Source organism: Lacihabitans sp. LS3-19, from assembly GCF_024343575.1.
Classification (GTDB): Bacteria; Bacteroidota; Bacteroidia; order Cytophagales; family Spirosomataceae; genus Leadbetterella.
In genome coordinates this window covers 23,864-49,028 of the sequence record NZ_RJUA01000112.1, presented here as the reverse complement: position 1 = coordinate 49,028, position 25,165 = coordinate 23,864, and the positions used below count along the sequence as shown (strand labels likewise).

General features: G+C 35.5%; 19 protein-coding genes. 5 read left to right on the top strand and 14 right to left on the bottom strand.

Annotated elements, in window-relative coordinates:
* From EGI22_RS16235 to EGI22_RS16220, 4 genes are all read left to right on the top strand, one after another.
* Positions 1 to 558 carry a DUF4136 domain-containing protein gene (locus tag EGI22_RS16235; protein WP_255069469.1) on the top strand — a complete coding sequence of 186 codons (558 nt, stop codon included), beginning with the start codon at positions 1 to 3 and terminating at the stop codon, positions 556 to 558.
* 69 nt (positions 559 to 627) lie between these two features.
* Positions 628 to 2,109: a DUF1800 family protein gene (locus EGI22_RS16230; protein WP_255069468.1), complete on the top strand. Its 1,482-nt coding sequence runs from the start codon at positions 628 to 630 to the stop codon at positions 2,107 to 2,109.
* A 4-nt stretch (positions 2,110 to 2,113) separates the two neighbouring features.
* On the top strand, positions 2,114 to 3,655 hold the full coding sequence (locus EGI22_RS16225) for a DUF1501 domain-containing protein (RefSeq protein WP_255069467.1): 1,542 nt from the start codon (positions 2,114 to 2,116) through the stop codon (positions 3,653 to 3,655).
* A gap of 125 nt (positions 3,656 to 3,780) precedes the next feature.
* Positions 3,781 to 6,540, top strand: a complete 2,760-nt coding sequence (locus tag EGI22_RS16220) for a PQQ-dependent sugar dehydrogenase (RefSeq protein WP_255069466.1) — start codon at positions 3,781 to 3,783, stop codon at positions 6,538 to 6,540.
* Positions 6,541 to 6,601: 61 nt separating this feature from the next.
* On the opposite strand, the gene EGI22_RS16215 is transcribed toward EGI22_RS16220, so the two are convergent.
* The 12 genes from EGI22_RS16215 to EGI22_RS16165 form a co-directional block, all read right to left on the bottom strand.
* On the bottom strand, positions 6,602 to 7,678 hold the full coding sequence (locus tag EGI22_RS16215; protein ID WP_255069465.1) for a DUF2891 domain-containing protein: 1,077 nt from the start codon (positions 7,676 to 7,678) through the stop codon (positions 6,602 to 6,604).
* Positions 7,679 to 7,714: 36 nt separating this feature from the next.
* Positions 7,715 to 9,307, bottom strand: coding sequence for a hypothetical protein (locus EGI22_RS16210; protein WP_255069464.1), 1,593 nt, complete (start codon positions 9,305 to 9,307; stop codon positions 7,715 to 7,717).
* Positions 9,308 to 9,310: 3 nt separating this feature from the next.
* The gene (locus EGI22_RS16205; protein ID WP_255069463.1) at positions 9,311 to 11,464 is read right to left on the bottom strand and encodes a hypothetical protein; all 2,154 of its coding nucleotides are present in this window, start codon (positions 11,462 to 11,464) and stop codon (positions 9,311 to 9,313) included.
* Complete coding sequence (locus EGI22_RS16200) at positions 11,461 to 12,588, bottom strand: BatA domain-containing protein (RefSeq protein ID WP_255069462.1); 1,128 nt, start codon at positions 12,586 to 12,588, stop codon at positions 11,461 to 11,463. The genes EGI22_RS16205 and EGI22_RS16200 overlap by 4 nt, the downstream gene beginning before the upstream one ends.
* Positions 12,579 to 13,445: a DUF58 domain-containing protein gene (locus EGI22_RS16195; protein WP_255069461.1), complete on the bottom strand. Its 867-nt coding sequence runs from the start codon at positions 13,443 to 13,445 to the stop codon at positions 12,579 to 12,581. Before EGI22_RS16195 ends, EGI22_RS16200 begins: the two co-directional genes overlap by 10 nt.
* Positions 13,446 to 13,469: 24 nt before the next feature.
* Entirely contained in the window at positions 13,470 to 14,429 is a 960-nt protein-coding gene (locus tag EGI22_RS16190; RefSeq protein ID WP_255069460.1) for a MoxR family ATPase, read from the bottom strand.
* A gap of 4 nt (positions 14,430 to 14,433) precedes the next feature.
* A complete protein-coding gene (locus EGI22_RS16185) occupies positions 14,434 to 15,048 on the bottom strand; it encodes a DUF4159 domain-containing protein (protein WP_255069459.1) in 615 nt (204 codons plus the stop codon).
* A 112-nt stretch (positions 15,049 to 15,160) separates the two neighbouring features.
* Positions 15,161 to 16,546: a S41 family peptidase gene (locus tag EGI22_RS16180; protein WP_255069458.1), complete on the bottom strand. Its 1,386-nt coding sequence runs from the start codon at positions 16,544 to 16,546 to the stop codon at positions 15,161 to 15,163.
* Between the two features lie 9 nt (positions 16,547 to 16,555).
* Complete coding sequence (locus tag EGI22_RS24165) at positions 16,556 to 16,741, bottom strand: T9SS type A sorting domain-containing protein (RefSeq protein WP_369010879.1); 186 nt, start codon at positions 16,739 to 16,741, stop codon at positions 16,556 to 16,558.
* A 75-nt stretch (positions 16,742 to 16,816) separates the two neighbouring features.
* Positions 16,817 to 17,947, bottom strand: coding sequence for an ATP-binding protein (locus EGI22_RS16175; RefSeq protein ID WP_255069457.1), 1,131 nt, complete (start codon positions 17,945 to 17,947; stop codon positions 16,817 to 16,819).
* A gap of 219 nt (positions 17,948 to 18,166) precedes the next feature.
* On the bottom strand, positions 18,167 to 19,504 hold the full coding sequence (locus EGI22_RS16170) for a TldD/PmbA family protein (RefSeq protein ID WP_255069456.1): 1,338 nt from the start codon (positions 19,502 to 19,504) through the stop codon (positions 18,167 to 18,169).
* 169 nt (positions 19,505 to 19,673) lie between these two features.
* Positions 19,674 to 21,314, bottom strand: coding sequence for a TldD/PmbA family protein (locus EGI22_RS16165; RefSeq protein ID WP_255069455.1), 1,641 nt, complete (start codon positions 21,312 to 21,314; stop codon positions 19,674 to 19,676).
* A gap of 221 nt (positions 21,315 to 21,535) precedes the next feature.
* On the opposite strand from EGI22_RS16165, the gene EGI22_RS16160 reads away from it, so the two are divergent.
* A complete protein-coding gene (locus EGI22_RS16160) occupies positions 21,536 to 22,423 on the top strand; it encodes a hypothetical protein (protein WP_255069454.1) in 888 nt (295 codons plus the stop codon).
* Between the two features lies 1 nt (position 22,424).
* Here the strand turns inward: EGI22_RS16160 and EGI22_RS16155 are convergent, their stop codons facing one another.
* Both EGI22_RS16155 and EGI22_RS16150 read right to left on the bottom strand, forming a co-directional pair.
* Entirely contained in the window at positions 22,425 to 24,353 is a 1,929-nt protein-coding gene (locus EGI22_RS16155) for an AAA family ATPase (RefSeq protein WP_255069453.1), read from the bottom strand.
* A complete protein-coding gene (locus EGI22_RS16150) occupies positions 24,350 to 25,162 on the bottom strand; it encodes an ABC transporter ATP-binding protein (RefSeq protein ID WP_255069451.1) in 813 nt (270 codons plus the stop codon). Before EGI22_RS16150 ends, EGI22_RS16155 begins: the two co-directional genes overlap by 4 nt.
* Between the last annotated feature and the right edge of the window lie 3 nt (positions 25,163 to 25,165).

Below are 25,165 nucleotides of genomic sequence, written 5' to 3'. Positions count from 1 at the left end.
ATGAGAAAATTCTTGGTTTTAATATTCTCCATCCCGTTATTGTGTGGATGTTTTAGCAACCGTGTGTTTATAGAGCACGATTATAAATATTCTTTGGGGTTTAATGACTACAAGACTTATACTTTTGTAGAATGTCAACGTGACACCAATTATATTTGTGAAGACGTACAGCAGGCTATACTTCAGCAAATGAGTGCGAGAGGATATGTCTATTCTGCAAATAAGCCGGATTTGTTCGTGAATTTTTATGTGTATTACGATCCCATAAAATACACTGGATATGATCAACCCAATATCAACTATTGGCTAAATAATAATTCTGAGGAGGATACTTACAAATCTGTAAAATATAGCTTGAAAGAAGGTACTTTGATGATTTCTTTGATAGAAGGATCTACTTCTGAGATAGTTTGGCGAGGATATGCCAATGGGATTTTTAACAAAAATTCCCAAAAGCGGAGTTATTTTAAGAATATTGTTGCCAATATTTTTACGGAATATCCGCTTTTTGCTACAGATGTCGCTTTTAAAAGATCTAAAATCAATAAATCAATTTAGGAAAATAGGCTTTTCAATTTTTTTCAACTTTCTTCGTTTTAGCATTATCTTCCCAGAAAATATAACGCGATGTTAAGGCCTTTTTCTCAAACACTTAGTACTGCAGATGCACTTCATTTATTGAGGAGAACTACCTTTGCTACTTCTTGGCCAACCTTAAAAAATTTTGCAGGTAAAACAGCTGATGATGCGGTGGATTTTTTACTGGATAATGCCTTAAAAAATCCGAAGCCTCAAAGTCCATCTTGGATAAACTCAGGTTTCCCTTCCTGGTGGAAACTCCCACAAGCTGACCAGCAGAAAGCTATAGACGGTGTTTACAAACGAGTATATGAGGAAAACTATGAACTCAAACGTTGGTGGGCCGCCGAAATGGGAAAAGATTTGACTAGCATAAGGGAGAAAATGACACTTTTTTGGCATGGACATTTTACCACGAAATTTGCCATTGACGACCCGATGCATGCAGGTTTGATGTATCGACAAAATGTATTGTTTAGGGAATTACACCAAGGTAATTTTCGAGAATTGGTAGAAAAAATAGCTATTGATGGAGCAATGTTGTTTTTTTTGAATGGAAAAGACAGCACGAAAACTGCTCCCAACGAAAATTTTTCAAGGGAACTTTTGGAGTTATATACGGTTGGCATCGGGAATTATTCTGAGCAAGACGTTAAAGAAGGAGCAAGGGTTTTTACAGGTTGGAAAGTGAATGTTTTTTCAGAGGAATGGAAGCAATTTCCTATTTTTCAAGCATTTATTGCACCTAATGAGCATGATTTTGAGGCAAAAAGTTATCTAGGTGAAACCATACATGTACCCTTTACTGCGAGCTACGAAGCTGGTGTAAAACAAGAAATCAAAGACTTAGTCAATATAATTTTAAGCAAAAAGTCCGTAGAGGTTTCAGAATTTATCTGCGAAAAGTTATTTCGATATTTTGTCTACAGCAAGCCCGAGGCCCCAGATGGAGAGCTAATTAAATCATTAGCCAAGACTTTTAGAGATAATAATTGGGAAATTAGGCCAGTTTTGAGTCAGCTTCTCAAATCGGAATTTTTCTTTAGCGAAGCTGCTAGGGGAGTTCAGATAAAAACACCAGCTGAAACAGTTGTCGGTTTCTCAAAACATTTTGATGTTAAAGAAGACTGGAAAGAATGGGTAATGGTAACGATGGGGCAAGAATTGCTCAATCCTCCAAACGTAGCAGGTTGGGCTGGTTATAGAAAATGGACGGATACCCGAACCTTCCCTTTTGCGGTGCAACAGCTTTCCTATTTTGTTTGGAACCAAACAAATGCACAAATGATTACTTGGATAGCTCAGTTTGATCAAAAAGAAAATGCCGATAAACTGGTGGAACAGATTTTGACTTTGTTTTTGGCAAAAAGTCCTACTACTTCACAATTAGAAAAATATAAAAAAGAGCTTTTAGGCGGAACGCCAGATTATGAATGGCCCAATATGATTGCAAATATAGAGCAAGGTGGATTTAGACTGAAACTTATGCTTTTGGCATTGTTAAAAACGCCAGATTTTCATTTATGTTAAAGCAATGAACAGAAGAAAGTTTATAAAATATTCCTCAGCTTCAGCGGCGTTTTCTTCGGCTTTTAGTCTTGGGAAAATTCCCGTTTGGGTAAAAAATCTTGATTTAGACCATCCAGACGATAATATTTTGGTAATCATCCAAATGTTTGGAGGAAACGATGCATTGAATACTGTGATTCCTGCAGAAAATGATAAATATTATTCCACTTTCAGAAAAACACTCAATATACCGAAGAACAAAGCTTTAAAATTAGGAAGCACCCTTTCGTATCTAAATCCTGCCTTAAGGTCTGGCAAAAACGATGGCTTATACGGCTTGTTTAATAATGGAAATCTGGCTGTAATTCAAGGAGTCGGCTATCCAAACCCCAATCTTTCACATTTTAGATCTACAGATATTTGGTTGAGTGGAATTAATCCCCAAAACGATGCAGAAAGACTTGAATCAGGCTGGATTGGGAGATATTTTGAAAAGATTAATAATGCCAGCGACCATCCCAATTGTATGAATATCGGCAATTCTTCTTCTTTGCTTTTTCAGTCTGGTTCTCAAGACTTGGGAATTTCTGTTGAGAATCCCAATGACTTTTATGAAAGAGGAAAAGATTTGTTATCAGGCGAAAGTTTTTTGAGTGAAAAAGGAGCTTACGAAGCCGAGCATAATTTCCTTTTAGACCTAAGTATTCAATCCAACAAATATTCAAAGGTTGTAAAAGATGCTTTTGATACTGGTAAAAACACTTTAGAGTATTCCAAAGAGAAACTCACGGAAGAGTTGAAATTAGTAGCGAGGTTAATTTCAGGTGGATTAAAAACTAAAGTTTATTTGCTGAGTATTGATGGTTTTGATACTCATGCCGGACAAGGTACTACCGATGGAAAACATGCTGCTTTATTGGCCGAAATTAGCAGTGCTATTTCGTATTTTATGGCGGATTTAAAGGCTCAAAATTTGTCTAAAAACGTGGTGGGTATGACTGTATCGGAGTTTGGCCGAAGACCAAATCAAAATGACAGCAACGGAACAGACCACGGTGCTGCAGGTGTCATGTTTGTATTTGGCGAAGACGTAAATGGAAATGTTTACGGTAAACCTTTTGATTTTAATACATTAGATATAAACAAGGACTTTGTATTTCAATACGATTACAGAAGTGTGTACGACGAAGTTCTCACCAAATGGCTCGGAAGTTCCGAAACAATCACTACTCAGATACTTACCAATAGGTTTGATGCAATTGAAGGGGGTATTTTAGCAAGAAGATCGTCGGTTTTGCTAGCTACTGAAAAACCATTAGAACCCACAGTTTTTCCAAATCCCACAACTGATGGAAGTATAAATATCAAAATCCAAGCTATCCAAAATTCTAGCCTAACTATCAACCAAATTGATACGCAAGGCAGGAAATATCCAATACTACAAAGTATCCCTATTTTTTCTGGTACTCATGAATTCCCACTTCAACTTATTGGTCGTCCTGGCTTTCATTTTATTGAGTTAAACTATGATGAAGAAAAGAAGGTTTGTCGGGTGGTTTGGGTTTAAATCCCAAACCCTTCATCCTGCAAAAATCCCAACTTATCTAATAATATTACTGATACATCTAATAATTGGAGGGTTTCCGTTTATTGGTGGTATTTTTAATTTTTCAACCTTAAATTATCTTATCAATGATAAAGATTCTCTTTACTTTTTTTCTAAGTATACTTGCTTGGTTTGGCTTTATGGCTGACAAACCAACCCCTCCAGATTGGAATAGATTCACAAAAGTAGTATTGGCAGAAGGCCTTGATGAGCCTATGGAAATGGCTTTTTTGCCTGGTAATAAGGTAATTATTGTAGAGCGTAAAGGTGGTGTGAAAATCGTAAATGAAAAAACGAAAGAAGTTTCTGATGCGGGCTTTATTACTGTAAATACTAAATATACCAACAAACAAGGTCAAACACGTGAGGCTGAAGAAGGCCTTATGGGTATAAGTCTTGACCCTAAATTCGCCATAAATCATTGGGTATATTTGTATTATGCTCATCCAACTGAATCAAAGCACATTTTGACAAGATTTGTCCTTAAAAATGATGAGCTGGTGATGGAATCTGAAAAAGTGATTCTTGAAGTTAAAACCCAACGCGAAGAATGCTGCCATACTGGTGGAGGAATGACCTGGGACAAAGCCGGCAACTTGTTTTTAACAGTTGGAAATAACACAGTAAATCCTCGTCAAGGATCTTCGAATTTGGTAGAAACGCCTGGCCATGAAAACGAGGACGACCAAAGAGCACCGGGTAATTCGAATGATTTAAGAGGCAAGATTCTTAGAATTCACCCTGAGGCAAACGGAACTTATACCATTCCAAAAGGTAATTTGTTTCCAAAAGGAACTGAAAAGACCAGACCCGAAATTTATACTATGGGTCACAGAAACCCATGGAGAGTAAATTTAGATTCAAAGACGGGTTATTTGTATTGGGGAGAAGTGGGACCTGATGCCTCCAAAGATTCTACATGGGGACCTAAAGGCTATGACGAATTTAATCAAGCCAAAGCTCCTGGGTTTTTCGGTTGGCCATATTTTATTGCAAACAATAGACCTTACAAAAAATACAATTCTGCTGATGGAACCTATGGTGAGCCCTTTGATGTAAATCACCCGCAAAATAATTCAGTTAATAATACAGGTATTCGGGATCTTCCGAACCCAGTTCCAGCTTTTATTTATTATCCTTACGGACCTTCTCCGGAGTTTCCTCTGGTTGGTACATCAGGTAGAAGTGCTACAGGTGGGCCAGTTTTTAGAAAAGCAGATTTTGCTACTGCACCACGACCTTGGCCGGCATATTATGAGGGTAAATGGCTCATTACGGAGTTTATGCGTGGCTGGATTATGGCCGTAACAATGGACGAAAATGGCGACTATGTCTCTATGGAACGTGTCTTACCAGATATGAACTTCAGTTCAGCTATAGACATGGACTTTGGCCCAAGTGGTGATATGTATGTGTTAGAATACGGTTCTGCATGGTTTAGAGGAAACGATAACTCTAAACTGGTGAAAATAGAATACAATGCAGGCAACAGAAAACCTAATGTAGTGGCAAATGCCGACAAAACCTCTGGAGCTTTGCCTTTGGCAGTTAAATTTTCTGCAGAGGGTTCAAACGATTATGATGCCTATGACGAGGGCAAGTTGACTTATAAGTGGAAAATAGTAGACCAAAAGAAAGCTCTAGTCGCAAGTCTTTTAGGAAAAGAACCTAGTTTTACTTTTAAAAATGCGGGTAATTTTAATGCAATATTGGAAGTAACAGATACCAAAGGTGCCAAAAACAGCCAGTCAATTCCGATAACGGCTGGTAATACTGCTCCAGAAGTTGATATTGTATTGGCATCAAGCAACCAAACTTTTTATTTTGGAAATACTCCTTTAAACTATAATGTTAAGGTAAAAGACCACGAAGACGGCGATAAAATAAAGCCTGATGAAGTGGCAGTTACGTTTGATTATTTGCCTCAAGGATTTGATCCTATCGAGATTGCCGCCAAGCAAAAAAGTGCGGACGATATGGCCTCATTTGCCGTTGGAAGAAACTTAATAGAAGCTGCTGACTGTAAGTCGTGTCATCAATATACCACCAAGTCTATCGGGCCAAGTTACCAAGCTGTGGCTGACAAGTACAGCAATACGCCAGAAAATATGGTTTATTTGGTTAAGAAAATCAAAGAAGGTGGAAGCGGTGTTTGGGGAGAGCATGGTATGAGTGCCCACCCTGATTTGAGTGAAATCAATGCCAAACGTATGGTGGATTATATCTTTAGTCTTGGTACCAATCAATTAAACGTGGCCAAATTAGGACTTAGCGGTGAGGTGAAACCTGAAACGCCTAGCTACGAAAGTGCAGCTGGCAGTTTTGTATTAAGAGCGGCTTACAAAGACAAAGGTTCTGCTAAAACCAAGCCATTGACTAAAGAAACGCTTTTAGTCTTAAAACCAAATTACCTTCGTCCGCAAGATTTGGATAATTCTTTCAGCACGCAAGTTATTAGCACTGCTGGTTATTCATTTTCGTTTATTGGAGATAAATCTTATGGAGTTTATAAAAACATAGATTTGAGTTCAATAAAAGAGATAGTAGCCTTTGTGCAAGCCAACATGAGAAATGGGGCAATGGGAGGAAGTGTAGAGCTAAGATTAGATAAGCCAGACGGCAAGTTATTAGCAACTTCAGACTTTGTAGGCCTGAAAGAATTGCCATTTGGAAGGCCACCAGCAGGAGCCAATTTGGCTGAGTGGAACAGATCTCGCTCAAGCACGGCAGTTTTGAAACTAAACCAAGACGTTAAAGGAAAGCATGATGTATATTTAGTTTTTAGAAATGAAAAAGCAGCAAGCACAGATGTGATTCTTCAGCTGACTGAAGTTGGATTTTTTTAGTAATGTTAAGATAGATTGATAAAAAAGCACCTCTTGGGGTGCTTTTTTATTTTAATTGAGTTCAGTCGAAGATGGCATATACTGCAAAAGAAGCAAGCCAGTGATCTCCTCCATAATTTCCAGAAGTTACATTAGGGAGAGTTTTTTCTAAAAACTCTTTTGATGTTTTTTCAAATTTGGTTTTTAAAGGATTCTTTGGAGAAAAGGTTGACGCTATGCCTTTCATACACCAAGCTCGACTAAGACTCAATCCGTCGAGGTGCACAATTTGGAAATCAGTTCTGTCACTTACTACTGGCATTTTTAATAAATTATCTATAGAGGTTTTATATAAAAATTTCGCAAACCAAGCCTCAAATTCTTTTGGCGACATAATTCTTCGCATCAAGTCGGCAATTTCGAGATTAGGAGATAGGAAATCCGAGCCATCTGGTTCTAGATAGGCTGGGGCGTCTTTTTGGTAATAGTAAAATTGATTTGCTCTACCTATTATTGCCATTTCAAAAGCTTCATTTTTGGTTGTTGCAGCCCAATCTAACGCAAAACAAAGACCGAAAGCTGTATTTGGGTGTACGCCAGTTCTGTTGGGATAGGTTTGTTTGGGCAAATAATCCGACCATAGTCTTACCACTTCATTGGTTAGCGGTTGCAGATTTTTATGCCATTTTTGTGCCATAGGGTCATCCCAAGTTAGCAGTTCTTGGTCTAGTTTTAGAATCCAAGCCCAACCATAAGTGCGTTCGAAAGTTTTGGTAGTTTTATATTTGGTGAAATATTCAGCTTCGGTCTTTAGTTTTTCAGCTTCAAAGCTATTTTCTAATGTTCTGATAATCTTCTCTCTGTCTTTGATTTCTGGAAATTGCTTTAGCAGTTTTACCAACATCCAATGCCCATGCACACTCGAGTGCCAGTCTAGGCAACCATAAAAACTTGGGTGTAGTTGAGAAGGTAAAAGTTTGTGATCTTCGGCTCCGTCCGAACTATGCCCCGTTTTGTTTGGAAACTCTTGGCTTATGCAGTGCATGGGAAGTTCGGCGAGTTTTTCGGCAATTTCTTGGGTGAAGAGACTCTCTTGAGCGAATGAATTAATTCTTAAGATAAAAAAGAACAGTATTAAAATAGTTTTTAAGTTTTTCATTTAAGAATCTTTAATTTTAAATAGAATAATTTACTTTTAGAGCTTAGGTTCTAACCAAAGCATTGCTAATATAATGAATATAATAAAGAATAAAACCCAAGGTGAAATGGGCTCTTTTAGGGAAATGTTCGTATTACTTATGCCATTTTTTTGATAAATGTTGATTGCGGATTTTGAAAAATTATAAGCCAAATAAGATTCAAGATCCTCATCTATAAATACTTCATTTTCAGGATCTATGGCTTGCCATCCTGATTTTCTGAAAGCATAGTTTCCAAAATAAGAATTTGGATTTGAGGCTAGTTTTTTCGTAAAAATGCTATCGTTTGGCGTTTTGAAAATGGCATCCAAGTTTTCAAAATTGTTGAAAATAATTTCGGTGTTTAAGTCTTTTTGAATAGGTGCTTGAATTGCAATATTGTTTTTTTGAACAATATTCAATTTTTGCAAAACCTCAGCCCAAATTTTTCGATAGGTAATACTGTCTCCAGATAATAACAAGGGATAAGTTTCGCTCAGCAGTGAAGTTCCAATTCGTTTACTATTGACTGCAATTGGCCAATCTTGGTTTATTTGGTAATGCGTTTCTGGTAAAAATTTAAAAGGCAATGCAAAAAGACCTTCCTTTAGTTGAATTTCTTTTTCGTTTCCAATCTTTTGAAATTTGAATCCAGTTCCATAAGTTTTATTTAATACTTCAATTGCACTTTCTTCTGCATTATACATAAATATTGCACCTCCGTTTGCGATAGTTTTTTTACAAATGGATTGAGAAATATTAGCCGGCGTGGCAAAAACAATATCGTACTTTTCGTTTTCAGTTTTATTGATATCGGTATTGTTTTGTGTATTTTTTGCCACCAAAGTTTGGACTTTTACCTGATGTCCATTTTTTCCTAGCCAATCAGAAAGCGTTTTAGTTTCGAAGTCAGGGTTTTCGGACAAAATCAAGATATTCAATTTGTCAGCTTTTCTTGAAAAATAATGAATAGAACTAAGCACTTTGTCGTCTAAGAATATGTCAACGGCAGTTTTACCTAAAGAAAAGGATGGAAAACTCAAAATAAAAGATTGTTGCCCTTTTTCTAAAATTATGCTATCTAGTGTTGCAGAACCATATTTTACCTTAATGGTCGCCTTGTTTTCTAACTCTATTTTCCCAAATATCTGCTGATTTTCGTTTTGCCTAAGTATCGATTGATAACTTAAATCTTGAATTTCATTTTTGCTAAAATAAGGATGTAAATGCATGTTTTTTTCTGCCAATTCACTCAAAAATTCTGCTGTGAAGCTTTGCCCAAACAGATGAATTTCAGGGTTTTTGTCAATGAATTTTGATAGGTAGTCTTTTGGTGTAATCACCAATTCTATGTCCAAACTATCCTGTAGCTTTTTTATTTCAGAAGCTGGAATTCTTTCATCTTTTATTCCGATTTTATTATTTGTGATGTTTTTTTGAAACTTTGGTGGAAATATCAACAGAACAATAGAAATCAATAGCAAAACATTCAAAATGACTTTTATCGGCCACCTTTTCTGTGATTTTACTTTGTATAATCCATAAGCTTGAAGACCAAACAGACCTGCCAAGAGTATATTCAATACGATATTTAAGGTTTTTTCTTCCAATTCTTATTTCATGTTTTTTCTAAATACCGCCTCTAAATCTTTATTGTTTTTCGTAGAATTTCCATTTCTGCTTTTTGCCAAATTTATATCCAACAAGGTCAGCAATTTTGTTTTCAAGGCTGCTTTTTGAGCCTCTGAAATACTTTTGCTATTTATCAAAGTTTGTAAATCTTTTAAAATCGAGCTTTTTAAATTCGGTATTTCTGACAAAGCTTGACTCAGATTCACTAACCTTTGCTTATCATTTTTGTCTAGGGTTTCTTTTTCTAAAATATCGGTAAGATTAGCCAATAAAGCCAAAGTTTCGTTTTCATAGAATGTCTTTGCAAAGCTTTGATTTAGATTAAACTTCGTTAATTCTCCTGTCAATCTCTTCTCTTTTTCCTTAATTGGAGGCGGGTCAAATCCTGTTTTCTTTACATAAACTCTTGCTTTTTGTTGAGCTTCTTTCAAATACGCCAAAGCTTTGTTCTCAAATGGAAGTGCTTTTTCAGGTTCATAAAGTCTAAGATGCAATTCTGACTGCCACATTTGTTCTAAGGCCATTTTGAGTAAACTTCTCGTGGATTGCTCATAGAAAGTATTCGCGTCGGCATCGTCGTGCGAATGCACATATTCGGCCATCATAGCAGCTAAAGGGTCTTGGTCGGCATTTGGGTTAGTAATGCCATGATCGTGATGTTCCGCTTCCACATGATTGTCTTCCTGCTCCTCTGAATCGTGGGCATGCACAAAACCTTTCATGAAATCGCCGTCTTCATCGTCATGCCCCCCTGGACCGATGCTTGTCTCAAATTCTTCACCTAAATATTGACCATAGCGTAAACGCAAAATCTTTTGGTCGTACCCAATTTCGTTGGATTCACTATTAAATTCCTGCTTTTTGATCTTGTTTTTTTTCTTAATCAATTTTTCGGTATCAATGATTATTTGCCTTTGGCTTCTGAAATATTCTGGCAAAATATTCATGGCCATGGTGGCTAAATCCGTCTCAGCATTTGCAGCGGTATCTTTGAATACCACAAAATAGGTGTCGGATTTTGAGAAGTTTGGCTCTGGTGATTTATTGTCAAAAGCGGCCCAATAATAATAGAGTTCGTCACCAGGAGCAAATCCTAAGGATTTTAAATCAATCGTTTTGGAGATATTTTCTGATTTGAAATTTTTAGAACCCACTGGCCATTTAACTTCTCTGAATTTCACATTTTCGCCAGATCCTCTCGCCACTGTGGCCACAATATAGGATTCCTTAACTCTAAAATCGTCTGATATTTTAGCACTTACATTGATTTTTGTTGGGTCCGAAATTTTATGAAATTGGTACAGTTCTTTCGATACTGGTTCTATTTTTGGCGGAGCGTCTGGTATGGCCTCTATTCTGTAAAATTCAGATTGATAAACTGTTGAATCTCCTTTTTGGGCTTTTATGCTGTAAAAGCTAGAACTTACTAATAGGTCAGAAAAACGATAAGTGTTTGTGTCAATTTTGCTAAAAACTAAGTTTTTGCCCTTTGCATTTTCGATATATACTTCTAGATCTTTCGCATTTTCAAAAATCACCGTCCACTCTAATTTTGAACCAATTATAGCTTCGGCATTTAGATTTTCGCTTGTATTCGTAGGTAAAGCTGTGTAGCTAGGTGGAACGATTTTTAGTTTCGAAGAAATGAATTTTGGATTAGGTTTTTGTTTAGATTTTCCCGTTAAAATACTTTCTCTTATGGAAGCAGATTTTTTTTGCTGGGAGTTGAATTTTAGATTTTTTGAAAAAAAACTTAATCCTAAAAATGCCAAAAGCAACCAAAAAATCTTGTCTAATTTGAACGGAATTTTTAAGGATTTCTCATTGATTCTTTCTGCCTGTAAAGTTTCTGCTGCATTTAGATTATCCTTAAAAAGCAAAGACAAACTGTATTCTATTTGTGGATTATTTTTATGTAAAACCGTTTGAGCTAATTTTGTTTTATCCTTGAAAAGTTTAGTAAAAATGGCGGTTGCAATAAACCCAAAAAGAAAGGAGATTGCAGAAATTTTATATGAATTAAATAATGCAAATGATATGAAATAGAGAGAGAAAGACACGAATAGACACTTCAACAAGTCTAAAATGACTTGTTGGAAGATAAATAAGCGTATTTTATTTTTTAATTCCTTCATTTATTCTGTTTTAAAGACAAATACCGCTCTGCCATTATTATTCCTAAAAATAGGAATAGCAAATATTTGTCAATTGCCATTTTTTTCGTTTTGTTTTCTGATTGTTTTGTTTTAAAAATGCTGGCTAATTGTTGATTGCTTATAAGAGTATTTTTGTCACTAATTTGATAGTGGTTTAAGAGTATCTCCAATATTATTTCTGGTAATTTTCCATTAAAAATTATATTGGATGTTTCTGGATTGAGGTCTAAGATGATTTCTTGAGTTTCTAAGTTTCCATCAGTTTTAAATTCTATGGTGTGATAAACGCTGTTTTGGTTGAAAATTATTTCCGCAGCTTCCTTTTTTTGAACATATTCGAATGGAAAACCGAAAACTTCTTTAATAGCTTCAAAAGCTGCTTTTAAGGTTTTGTTATCATCAATAAATACTTTAATATCACCTTTGTCTATAACTTTTTTTTCTGGTTTTTCATTGGTGCGAACGAGTGCATTTTTTTTATTTACATAAACATATTGACCAAAAAATAAAGCTTTAGTATTGTTTTCAGATTCAGTTTTGAGTGGATGTAATTTTAGATTTTCTGTTAAATAGATATTCGGATATAAATTGAGATCCACTGGGTGATTTGTGTAAATATGAATCTCTTTTTCTGGATACTTTTTTTGTAAAATATTTATATTTGTTTGAATATAAGCAATTTGTATATTATTGTTATTTAGGTTTTCTTCTGTCTTTTTTATCGTATTTTCTAAATCATTTAACCAAAATACCTTTTCTTTTTTTTGAATAGCATCTGAAAACTCAAATTTGAAGTTTTCAAAAAGCGTTTTGTTTTTCTGAAAAAAATGGATTTTTTCTAGGTTTTTCTTTTTAGGTAAAAGCTTATTTATCAACGGTTTAGAAAGAATAAGTACCAAAAGTATCATTGCTAAAATTCTTAATAATAGCAAAAGTAAATCATCCAATCTTAAACCTTTGGCTTTTAGTTTTTGACTTTCTATGAGCCATTTCATAGCTGCCCAATCTATGGTAACTGCTTTTTTTTGATTCCAAAAATGAATCAGAATGGGAGCGGAGATTGCTAATAATCCCCAGAGTATGTTTGGGTTTATTAACTCCATTTTAGTTTTTTTAGAGCGTTTTTAAGTACTTCAGATATTGGATCGCTGAGTTTGCACCTGTAAATATGTACATTTTTAAGATTCAATTCATTGTCTAATTCATTTAAGAAAAAATTGAAGTTTTTTTCATAATCTTTTTTGATTTCTGAGGCTGACAATTCCCTCGTTTGGTTAGTTTCTAAATCTTTAAATTTGATAATTCCTTCTAAGTTTAGGTCAATTTCTCTTTCTCCTAAAATTTGAAAAATCAATATCTCTTTACCTGGTCTTTCCCAAGTTTTTATTAATGAAAAAAACTCTGAATCTGTTTGGAACAAATCAGAAGCAAAAATCAACAATTCTTTAGCTTTTGATTGAAAATCCTGGAAATTCACTTTTTCAAATGTCCAATTTCCTGCTGCTTTTGCATTTTCTAACTGATATAGTATTTTTTGAAAACTTTGTTTTCCTTCAGTCACTACCCTTTCTAGTTGACCATCTTTCAAAAAATAAAGATTCATGTGGTCGCTTTGTCTAAAACCTAGGTATGATAAGGATGCCAAAAGAATTTTTGCATAATTAAGCCTTGAAACACCATTTTCACTATAGTTCATTGATCCAGAAAGGTCCAAAATGAAATTTATGCATAGGGTACTTTCCGTTGAAGATTCTCTTATTTGGTGCTTTTGTGTTCTCGCAAATAACTTCCAGTCTATTCGTTTTGGGTCGTCGCCAGGTATATAATGTCGGTACTGTTCAAACTCAGCTCCCATGCCAGACCTCTTACTGGCATGCATGCCCATTACGAGTTGATCACTTACCAGTTTGGCGGCAAGCTGCAGGTTGTTGACTTTTATGAGTTCTTTGGTTAGCGACATTAGGTTTTGTTATATGCCTATTTTTTACTTTATGAGCATTTTTACCACATCGTCTGTACTTATTCCTTCTGCTTCTGCTCTGAAATTCAGAGAAATTCTGTGACGTAAAACTGGAAATGCCAGTGTTTCTATGTCTTCTGGAATAACCGCAAATCTTCCTTGGAGTATTGCTCTAGCTTTCGAGCAAAGTATTAACGCTTGTCCAGCTCTTGGTCCTGCTCCCCACTCGCACCATTTTTTTACATATTCCGATGTGCTGGTTTGAGGTCGAGTATTTCTTACCAATGCATTTACTTTTTCTATCAAAGCATCATCTATATGTACTTGTCTTGTAAGGTTTTGTAATTCAAGGATTTCTGCTGCCGAAAAAACATTTTCAATGTTTACTTTTCTATCCGTAGTAGTACTTTTTAGCACTTCTAATTCTTCTGATTCCGACGGATAATAAAGTTTAATAAACAACAAAAATCTATCGAGTTGAGCTTCAGGCAAGGGATAAGTCCCGGATTGCTCTATCGGATTTTGAGTTGCAATTATCAAAAAAGGTTTGTCCAAATCATAGTTTACACCAGCATAAGTCACTTTATATTCTTGCATAGCCTCCAAAAGTGCCGCTTGGGTTTTTGGTGGCGTACGGTTTATTTCATCTGCCAAAACTATGTTAGCAAACAAAGGCCCTTTATTGAATTTGAAAAATTTCTTTCCAGTTTCGTGGTCTTCCTCTAATATCTCAGTACCTATAATATCACCGGGCATTAGGTCAGGTGTGAACTGTAACCTCTTGAATTGCATATCAAGAGCATCCGCTAGTGTTTTTACCATCAGTGTTTTAGCTAGTCCTGGGACGCCTTCCAAAAGACAATGCCCTCCTGCCAAAAATGATATCAAAATTTCATCAATAACTTGGCTTTGGCCAACTATCACTTTCCCTATTTCGGTTTTTAGCTTTGGTAGTTTGTTTACGAGTGTTTTTAGATTTTCCAAAATTTTATATTGTTAATGCATAATTGATGATGTTTACGGCAAACTTGGTATTGTCTTCGGCCAACCACCGTTTATTTCTGAAGTCATAGTCCCATTCGCAGCCGTAGTCTTTATTGGAATACAAAACGCATATTCGACCATTAATAGTTATGGCTTTTAGGTAATCATGAACGAGATCGTCTCCCCAACCATTGAGTTCAAAACTAGTAGTAGGTGGGCCTTCAAATTTAAAAAAACTGTTATATATCTCGTGTGTATTTGGGATTTTCTGTAAAGCTTTTTGACCGAATATTTGACCCATTTCTTGTTCGAATGATTTAGCGAAAAGTCCATCGATGTCATGGTTACAATCATCTACAAACAGAAAACCTCCGTTTTGAATATATCGATGCAAATTGTCCCGCTCAAGTGAAGTGAATTCTACTAATTTATGCCCTGAAAGATAACAAATTGGACTTCGGAATAAATTTTTGTCCGTTAGGTAAATAATCCTTTCTTTTTCGTCAATCGGTATGGTGGTGTATTCTACGAGTGAGTTCAAAACATTGCTAGGCATACGTTGGTCAGTGTCCCAGTCGCCAGAATTATATTGAATACGGGTAAATACGAAAGGTTTCAATTAGCTTTTTCTTTTAAATATAAGCTTTAAAGATAATATATTGTAATGAAATGGTCAAACGGGGAAATTGAGTAGATGTTATTGTTGATATTTATCTCAAATAGGTTTTTTGTTAAAAAGTATGGGTTGCCCCGCTATCATAATAGTGGTAGTTGTCTTTTAAATTCACCTTATAATGTAGGCTATCAATTGTGTTTATGGGAGGAATTCCAGTGATTAATTCTAGTGTCTTTTTCAGAAGTGTCTCGTTAGGGTTTCCCAATGGATAATAGGGCATAATATCGTCAATAACGGAATAGTCTGGTGTAAAGCCGTCTTTGGTTCCATAGTTTGATTCTCCTTTTACGTTAAGGATAGTTGTATATGCTGGCATAAGACCATAAGGTAAGGAATTTGTTTCGTCTGTCAGAATTACCGAAATCACATTTTTCCCATAGGTATTGTTCCCAACAATTATTACATCCATAAATGGCCTCAAGCAGTTGATAATCAGCTCTGAAGACGAGGAAGTGGTTTTCGAAGTTAAAACATAAAGCCTTTGGAGTTTATCAAGATTGTTTACTTCCGAAGTCCATGTTCTTACTCCAGCATCCAGGCCACTGGTTTTTATTTTTTCTTCGGTTATGCTTTTGTTCCAAACATTATGGTACATTTCAGTACCAGGGTTTAGATTTTTTACCAGAAGAGAACCCATGATTTCGGTATTGGGTGTAAATCCACCTGGATTAAACCTTAAGTCTAAAATAAATTCGTTCACATTTTGATTTTTGAAATCTCCAAAAATTTTTCTTAATTCATTCTCTACATTTGGAAGGAATTGTGCATAAGTTAGATAGCCAATTTTTTTGGAACCTATTTCAAAAACTTCAGTAGTTTGAAAAGGGTTTACTTGAAACTTCTTTTTTATGATTGTTTCTTTGAAATTATCTTGGTTTGTGTTTGTCCATTCAAATTCAGCTTGGTCACTTTCTAACAATTGAGCAAGGTTTGTTGCTGTGATTTTGCTACTATTAATTTTGGTGATAATATCGCCTCTCCACATACCTGCTTTTTCTGCAGGACTATCTTTAAGGACCAATGAGATGGCCAGATTCAAATTATTTGTTCCATCTTCTTTTTTAATTATTGCATATCTTATTCCATAAGATTTTAGATTTCCATTCCAAAAATCCAGCATGTCCTCTTTTTGGATTTTCATATATGACACCCAGTCCTTGTTTGGGCTAAGCAAAGACTCAAAATACGCTTTTGGTTCTAGATTTTTATCTGTTTTTTCTTCAACAAGCATGTCAGATTCCCATAGATAGTTTTGTTTCATCTGGGCATAAATCCAAGTGTTTTCTTTAAGATATTTTGGAGGAATTACTACAACTGTTGTGTCTTTGGGGGTTTCTTTAACAGGTTCTACAACAGGGATTACATCTATTGGCGATTTTTTGCACGCCAATATTTGAAGGAATATAACTATTGAAAAAGCACAAGTCCTGATGAATTTCATTATGGTTTTTTAGTTTTTCATTATCTTGAAAAAATGTATATTTTTCTCTTTTTTCAATTTCAAAAAATAAGTCCCAGGGTTCAAATTGGGCAATTTTATTTTTTCAATATTTTGGCTTTCAAGCTTTTTCTCAAAAACCTTTTTGTTTGAAATGTCAAAAATAGCCATTTCTTCATAAGTATTTAGGCTGTCGATGCTTATTCCGTTTTAGAAAGGTTTTTCGGCAATACTTTTAATATGTTTTATTTATTAAAAACGGAAGCAGATTGTCTAAATTATAAAATCTAAATAATTGTCTTTGTTTACTGTAGAAAACGATGATTCGGGATAAGCATGTGCAAATCCACCTGGAGTTTTTGCTATTTTACTGGAATATTTAAATTCATAAGCCTCAATTTCTCCGTTTTTTACTTCAATACAATCTATTTCTTGTTGGTCATATGTTCTCCAAAAATACGTTTCTACATTGTTTTTTTCGTAGCCATTTTTTTTGAGTCGCTCCATCATAAGATAGTTTTCCCATAGTTCGCCAGTGTCGTTTCTAAACGCCAAGCTTTTGAAATCGTTAATTACAGCATTTCTGATGCCATTGTCCCAGAAAAACCACCTCGAACTTTTCGTGACTTCCTTTCTTAGGTTTTTACTAAAACCTGGTATTTTTTTCAAAACGAATACTTTTTCCAGAAGGTCAAGGTATTTTTCTATCGTATTTTTACTCATTCCGAGCTGCGTTCCCAATTCGTTTAACGACACTTCTTTGCCCAGTTGAAAGGCAATAAGTTTGAGTAAATCATAGATTTTTGAAGAATTCCGGACGCCGTCTAAGATCAAAATGTCTTTTAAAAGATAAGAATTTACTAGATCTCTTAGGTATTCTTCCTTTTGCTCAAAACCCTCTAATGTATAAATTTCAGGGTAACTTCCATAGATTAATCGCTCTTCTTTTCTTCTCGCTGTTTCGAAAAAATTCTCACTGTTTGCTATTTCTAATTGTGCCAATGGGTACATTTCGTGCCAAAAAGCTCTGCCGACCAAGGGTTCCCCAAGATTGTTTGCCAAGTCAAATGCTGACGAGCCGCTTGCAATGATTTTTAAATGTGGCAACTCGTCTACTACTATTTTTAAGATTTTACCAATATCATTTATCGCTTGAGCTTCGTCAATTATTATTATTTCGAATCCCGCAAAAATATTTCTATATTCGTTTAAGTTTTTCTTTTCTAAAATCTCCTGGGTTTCTGGCAACTCTCCATTTAGCCATAAATAATTTACGTTGAGTTCGTCTGCTATTTGTTTGATCAAAAAAGTTTTGCCTACTCGCCTAGCTCCATAAACTACGTTTACTTTTCCAGGTATTAGATTTTTTAATAACCTTGCCTTTATTTTTCTTTCTACTACCATAATTATAAAAAAATAGTACTAGCAAAAGTAACGCTTTTTTTCTTAGTAATATTAATATTTTGACTAAATTTATGTTAATTTGGTCATTATAATGACTGAATTAACGTTAATTTAGTCAATGTATTGACTGAATTTTCATTAAATAGGTCAATTGTATTTGCTTGAAACATAAAAAATGGCAAGAATTTTAAACTTGCCATTTCATATTTTGCCTAAAAATTAAACTGCATCACTTAAACTCGAGAAGGTAAATTCTCGGATTTTCATAGGTGGAATCATATAGTTTTGATTCGATTCAGTGCTCACTACTCGTTCTGAAATTCCCAGTGTCTCGAGATTGTTCAGCATAATTATTGGACTTTCGTTAAACCTTAAATTTTTTATGGGATGTTTTATTTTTCCGTCTTCAATATAAAAAGTTCCGTCTCTGGTTAGTCCAGTCAAGAGTAATGTTTGAGGATCAACAGGCCTTATATACCAAAGTTTAGTTACCAAAATTCCCCTTTTTGTGCTTTTTATCATTTCCTCAAGGCTAGATTTTCCTCCTTCCATAATCATGTTATTTGGAAAAGGTACAGGTTTAATACCTTTCTTTTTAGCCCAGAAAATAGAATAAGCTAGGTTTTTAACTACGCCTTTATCAATCCATTTTAGTTTTTCTTGAGGCAAACCTTCACCTGACCACGGCGAAGATGGCAATTCTGGATGTGCTGGGTCTGAGTAGAAAGTCACTGCTTCGTCTACTATTTTTTCGCCCAATTTTGTTTTGCCACCAGGTTTACTGAAAAACGAGCGACCTTCATCTGCACTGCGGGCATCCATACCAAAGAAAATGTTTTCTAATAAAACAGTGGCAGCCGTTGCTTCTAATATTACAGTATATTTTCCAGGCTCTATTGCTTGAGCACTGGCGGAGGCTTTTGCTTTTTGAAGAGCAGTTTTTGTGGCCGAAACCGTATTTAGTTTATCAAAATCACTATACCCTTTGGCTACATAACCCGAGCCTTTGCCGTCTTCGGTGCGAACCGTCAAAGAAAAGTTGACATTAGATGAAGCATAATAGGCAAATAAGCCTTTGGAGTTCATGATAGCGGTATAGCCATATTGATCTTCAAGAAAACCCGCTCCTACAAGCTTCTCATCGCGACAAAGTTCCAAACTTTGGGCTACTTTTTCGGCTCTTTTGTCTGGGTTAATTCCAGCTGTAGAATCAAAAAAACCATTGGCTTTCATGTATTTTTGAGGTTCTACCAATCCTTCGTATTCTGGATTTTCGGGTGCCAGCCTAGCCAGTTCTTCAGCCCTTCTTACAACTTTTTCTAAAGATGCATCATCAAATTCGTCGATGGTGGCAGTTCCGACTTTGTTGCCAAAAGCTGAAGTAACCGCTATGTTTTTGTTGGTTAAGGCTCCGCTAGTTGAAACTTCGTTTCTAGCATAACGGATATTTCCTCTACGTTCGCCAACTATATTCACTATGCATTCGTCTGCCTTCGAAAACCCTATTATTTTCGTTAGCAATGCCTTAGCTTCTGTTTCTGTTAATATTATACTCATTTTTTTTAAATTCTTTTTTTAAATTGAAAAAAATAATGCTAGGTTCAAAAAGGTTGGTAATGATTTTTGGGACAGTCCTAAAGTTTCGATGATTTGGAACTTATAGCTATCAAACTCATTTTACCAATAACCAATAACCAATAACCAATAACCAATAACCAATAACCAATTATATTTTCCTTGCAGTATTTATCACGTTTACACCATCAAACCTTGCAGTAGAACTACCGTGAGACACCGCACTAGACTGCGAAGGTTGACCTTTTCCATCGAAAAACGAACCTCCTAATCTATAGTCTCTGTCGTCACAAACTTTGGTGCATGAGTTCCAGAATTCTTGCGTATTAGATTGATAGGCGACATCTTTGAGCATTTCTCCTATTTTTCCATCCTTTATTTCATAGTACAGTTGACCCCCAAATTGGAAATTGTACCGCTGCTGATCTATAGAAAACGAACCGTCGCCGATGATATAGATTCCTTTTTTTACATCTTTTATCATTTCTTCTACAGAAAGAGGAGTTTTTCCTGGAGCAAGTGAAACATTGGCCATGCGTTGGAATTGCACCGAAGACCAGCTATCAGCGTAGCAACATCCATGTGATTCTTTTTCTCCAATGATATGGGCTTGGTCACGGATGGCTTGATAATTTACCAAAGTGCCATCTTTTACCAAATCCCACTTTTTAGTGTTAACGCCTTCATCGTCCCAGCCAACTGCTCCTAGTGAACCTACTTGGGTTTTGTCTGCGAAAAGTGTAACTTCTTTGCTTCCGTAGTTGAAGTTTTTAGATTCCCATTTGTCGAGTGTAGCAAAGGATGTGCCCGCAAAGTTGGCCTCATAACCTAAAACACGGTCAAGTTCGAGCGGATGACCTACCGACTCATGAATAGTCAACCAAAGATGAGATGGATCTAAAACCAAATCATACTTACCAGCTTCAACTGACTTGGCTGAAAGTTTGGCTTTGGCTTGTTGTGCCGCCGAAATAGCGTCTTCAAGCATATCATAGCCTTTGTTGTATCTGGTAGTGATGCCCGATATTTTGTCTTTAGGATTGGTCTGAAGATATTCATAACCCATGCCCATAGGAGCACTCAAGGCATTTCTGGTTTCAAATTTTCCTGATTTTGGGTCAATACATGTTACGTTAAAAATAGGCCAAGTGCGATGAATATCTTGATCAATGTATGAACCATCAGAAGAAGCAAAGTATTTTTGTTCGTTTACCAAAAACAAAACAGAATTCATATAGTTTGCTCCGTTTTTCATGGCGGCATCATTTACGCCCAAAAGCAAATCAACTTTCTCTTGAATAGGCACCTCGAAGGCGTTCTTAACAATTGGTGTTTTCCAGCTAACTTCACCAAAACCTTTTTGAGGAGCTAAAACAACTGGCTCTTTTAACAACCTTGCGTTGGCTTTAGCTATGGCTACGGCTTCTTCAGCTGCTCGAGCTGTGTCAGCCTCAGACTTGGCATCTACTACTGCGGCAAATCCCCAACAGCCGTCGGCAATAACTCTAACTCCGACGCCATAAGATTCAGTATTGACGATATTTTGAACTTTGTCCTCTCGAGTTACCACAAATTGGTTGAGATATCGGCCAATTCTGATGTCAGTATAGCTTGCTCCTTTGGATTTTGCAGCATTTAAGGCAGCATCAGCCAAACGTTTTTTTACGGCAACGTCCATGGAGCCATTGAGTAGAGCTTCGTAAGATACGGTGTTTCCCATAATAGGAATATTAGGCAACATAGCTGCTCCCAATCCCATACCTGATAATTGAAGGAAATTTCTTCTTTTCAAGGTAAATAGCTTTTAGTTTAGATTTGAAATATTAGTAAATATAGTTTTTAGAAAAGATGAAAACAATAGACAAAGCGTTGCAAAAGGATAAATGGAATTATTTAAGGGGTGAAAGGGAGAGGTTTAAGTTTTTTTAAGAGAATTTAAAAGCTGATTTATTTTTATTAAATTGAACTTGGGTTTTAAATCTCTTTAAATTTGATAATAACGCAACAAAAAATATGGAATTGTCTAAGCTTTCAACACGCATAGTTGAGAATTATGAGAAACTAAAATATGAGCTGCTTAAAGCACAAACTTTTAATCCCGATCACTTTGGTTTTCCTGAATTATACTATAAAATAATGGAAACGGATGCTCAACGAGTTGGAGCTTTTGCAAAAGCATTTGGGCTGAATAATTTTTTTAGAGATAAGGTAGTTTGTGAAATAGGCGTTGGAAATATGCCTTTGTCGAGCTTGTACTTGCCTTTTGTAAAAAAAGCATATTTGATAGAGAGCAATCCTGAGGTAAAAGCAAATATTGAGCAAATAATAAAAAATAATGGTTGGGAAAACAAAGTAGAGTTTTTTTCGAAAAGTGTTTTTGAAGTAGAACTGCCCGAAAAAGTGGACGCTGTGATAGGAGAGTTGATGAGTATTTTTTGTGCCAATGAATTGCAAGTCCAGATTTTTGATTATGCTCGAAAATTTCTAAAAACCGAGGGCAGTTTTTTCCCAAATAAAATACTGAATTTCTGTAGGCTTTGTTTTAATAGTTTTGATAACGGAATTGATCATTTTCCAATTCAATTTACACGGCATCAGCCAACTTTTTATTCAGGTCAGTTTTTGGTAAATCAAATAGATTTTAATCAACAAAATGATTTAAATGTTGAGTTGATATTAAAAACTGAAGCTTGTCTATCAGGCGAAATTAATGGTCTGTTTTTAGAGTCTTATGTTGAAGTTTGTCCTGGAGCTAACTTTACTGGAACTGATAGCTTAATGCCTCCGACGATTGTACGAGCTCAAAATTCAAAAACGGTACTTGCTGGAGATAAAGTAGAAATAGCTTTAAAGTTCAGCTATGGAACAGATCTAAACCAAATGAAAATAACTTTTCTGTAAGTCAAGCTTCTGTTTCTTCCTCTTGGTTTTGTAAAAAGTACAAGAATTTCTCTACAGTTTGGTTGACTGGAGGTATGTCAGGTTCTTCGATTTTTATCAATAATTCTTTGGTTATCGGGCTGATTTTTATGATTCTACTCGATTGATTTTCAATTACTTTTTCGAAAAGATTCCTGACTACTCTCGCATTCCCGAAGCCTTTGTGTTTTTTTTCGTAGAGTTTTTCGAAGATAAAAAATAGCTTTTCCCTAGCGTCTTCACTAAGTTCGAAGTCATTTTTTTTGCAATACAATTCAAAAATACCTAAAAGTTCTTCAGGATGATAATGGTCAAAAATAAAGTGCCTATTGAATCTGGATTGAAGGCCTGGATTAGAGTTTATGAAAGTTTTCATTTCGTCATTATAGCCAGCGGCTATTACCACAAAATTGTCTCTTTTATCCTCCATTCTCTTCAAAAGCACTTCAATGGCTTCATTGCCAAAGTCTTTTTTATCGTCTCCATCTCTAGAAAGTGAATAGGCTTCGTCAATAAAAAGTACACCTTCTTGGGCTTTGGTGACTATTTCGTCAACTTTTATGGCAGTTTGTCCTATGTATCCCGCCACCATTCCTGTTCGGTCGGTTTCTACCAAATGTCCTTTTTCTAAATATCCCAAATGCTTGTAAATCCTTCCTAAAATACGTGCAACAGTAGTTTTTCCTGTACCCGGAGGGCCTAAAAATAAAGTATGCAATGAATTATTAACGGGTTTCAATCCTGAAGTTTCTCTGATTTTTTGCACTTTAAGAAAATCCGCAAACTCCCGGATACTTTTCTTGATTTCAGCCAATCCAATCAATTCATCCAGCTCTTTCATCACATCTTCAAAACTTTCTCCTTCGGGCACTTCGCTTACTTCTACACCTTTTATTTTTATTTTTGGATGAAAAAGTCTTTCTTTTATTTTTTCTAAAACCTCTTTCTCACCTTCGGATATTTCATCGTCAATTTTTATCAAAATCTGTACTAACCTTAGCAAAAGTGTTATTGAGGAAGTCTTAAGCGGATGCTCCAATCTGGTAAGAATGGCTGAAAGCAAAAACTCATCTTTGTATTCGTCAGGAAGTGTAAAAATGGAGCTATCTACAATCGTTTGAATGTTTTTTTCAAATTGGTCTTTGCTAACCATTTGATTTATTCGTTCTATAGTGAGCGATTTTGAAATATCATTTCCTTGGATTTTTTCAAAGAAATAGGCCAAGAAAAACTTGATTTTTATGAGATCATCATCTGTTTTTTTAGAAAGAACTGGAGATAGGATATTATAAATTTTTATAAGGTCATGCATCAAAACATGCGTCACCGTAAAGTTTTCGGCGGCGTCTGATGTCTGCACCAAAAGATTTAAAGCATCTTGAACATCTTTTGATTGGGCTAAATCCTCACTCAATTTTTGGAGTTCTTCCCCTTCTTTGGCCAATAAGTCTAGATATGCTTTATTTATTACAAAATTCTCGGTCTTGTCTTTTTCGATATTAAACAAATCTTTGAGCTTATTGGTAAGGAATGCCGTGTCTTTCAGGTAATTAGTTTCTTCGGTTTTTTGCGTTTTTATTTTTTCTAAAAAACTTTCCAAAACTTCAGCGTGCGTTTTGTCTAAGCCTTTAAAAACTTCTGAATTAGACAAAAAATGACTTATATTGATAGGGGATTCCTGCTGAAAATGAATTTTTAAATCACTTATTATGATATCTGGATTTTCAAGCGTTTGGACTTTGGAATACACCAAAGCTATGTCTTCTTTCTGAAGATTCAGATTTTTGAATTTTTCAGAAATGGACCAAATAAGATTTAACTTTAAATCATCTTTAGCAAAAAAAAATCCCTTCAAATCTTCAGGAAGTTTATTCTTAAAATCTACAGCAATATCTAAAGTTTTGGATTTCATTTCTTCTCCGTTATTCTCATCATGCTATCTTCTACATGTTGAACTATTTCCGTAAACTTTCGGTCTTTTTTAATCAATCTATTTCTTTGAAAAGGCAGATCTACCACTATATGCTCCACAATATTTGATGGAGCATAATTCATAATATATATATCATCTCCAAGATATACGGCTTCGTCAATATCGTGTGTTACAAATACAATAGTGCTGTGGAATTTCTCCCAAACGTTTAAAAGCAAATCTTGCATTTGTAGTCTGGTTCTAATATCCAACGCACCGAATGGTTCATCCATTAAGATGATTTCAGGGTTTGAAATTAGACTTCTGGCTATAGCTACTCTTTGTAACTGACCTCCAGAAAGAGACGGAGATAGAGCGTATTTGTTTTCTTGTCCATCTAGTCCAACCAGCTTAATCATCTCCATTGCCTTTTCTTTTCGCTCAGCGGAGCCAACGCCTTTGAACTTTAGCGGTAGAGCTACATTGTCTAAAACTGAAAGCCAAGGAAATGAAGAATACTGCTGAAAAACCATTCCGACTCTATTTTCATCGTTTACTTCTTTTCCTTTTATAAGCACTGTGCCTTCAGTTGGCTTTTGCAAGCCAGCGATATATCTTAGAATAGTGGACTTTCCACAGCCCGACATTCCTAACAAAATCACGAACTGACCCTGCATAGGTTTATCTTCTACCAATAAATCAAGGTCTTTGATGATATAAGATTGCTTTTCATCATAAGATTGGGAGATACCTCTCAAATCAATTAGATTGGCCAGATTTGGATCGTCTTTGAAAATAATTTTACTCATTTC

Coding starts and splice junctions, on each gene's coding strand:
- EGI22_RS16235 (WP_255069469.1), top strand. CDS start 1: ATGAGAAAATTCTTGGTTTTAATATTCTCCATCCCGTTATTGTGTGGA.
- EGI22_RS16230 (WP_255069468.1), top strand. CDS start 628: ATGTTAAGGCCTTTTTCTCAAACACTTAGTACTGCAGATGCACTTCAT.
- EGI22_RS16225 (WP_255069467.1), top strand. CDS start 2,114: ATGAACAGAAGAAAGTTTATAAAATATTCCTCAGCTTCAGCGGCGTTT.
- EGI22_RS16220 (WP_255069466.1), top strand. CDS start 3,781: ATGATAAAGATTCTCTTTACTTTTTTTCTAAGTATACTTGCTTGGTTT.
- EGI22_RS16215 (WP_255069465.1), bottom strand. CDS start 7,678: ATGAAAAACTTAAAAACTATTTTAATACTGTTCTTTTTTATCTTAAGA.
- EGI22_RS16205 (WP_255069463.1), bottom strand. CDS start 11,464: ATGAAGGAATTAAAAAATAAAATACGCTTATTTATCTTCCAACAAGTC.
- EGI22_RS16200 (WP_255069462.1), bottom strand. CDS start 12,588: ATGGAGTTAATAAACCCAAACATACTCTGGGGATTATTAGCAATCTCC.
- EGI22_RS16195 (WP_255069461.1), bottom strand. CDS start 13,445: ATGTCGCTAACCAAAGAACTCATAAAAGTCAACAACCTGCAGCTTGCC.
- EGI22_RS16180 (WP_255069458.1), bottom strand. CDS start 16,546: ATGAAATTCATCAGGACTTGTGCTTTTTCAATAGTTATATTCCTTCAA.
- EGI22_RS16175 (WP_255069457.1), bottom strand. CDS start 17,947: ATGGTAGTAGAAAGAAAAATAAAGGCAAGGTTATTAAAAAATCTAATA.
- EGI22_RS16170 (WP_255069456.1), bottom strand. CDS start 19,504: ATGAGTATAATATTAACAGAAACAGAAGCTAAGGCATTGCTAACGAAA.
- EGI22_RS16160 (WP_255069454.1), top strand. CDS start 21,536: ATGGAATTGTCTAAGCTTTCAACACGCATAGTTGAGAATTATGAGAAA.
- EGI22_RS16155 (WP_255069453.1), bottom strand. CDS start 24,353: ATGAAATCCAAAACTTTAGATATTGCTGTAGATTTTAAGAATAAACTT.
- EGI22_RS16150 (WP_255069451.1), bottom strand. CDS start 25,162: ATGAGTAAAATTATTTTCAAAGACGATCCAAATCTGGCCAATCTAATT.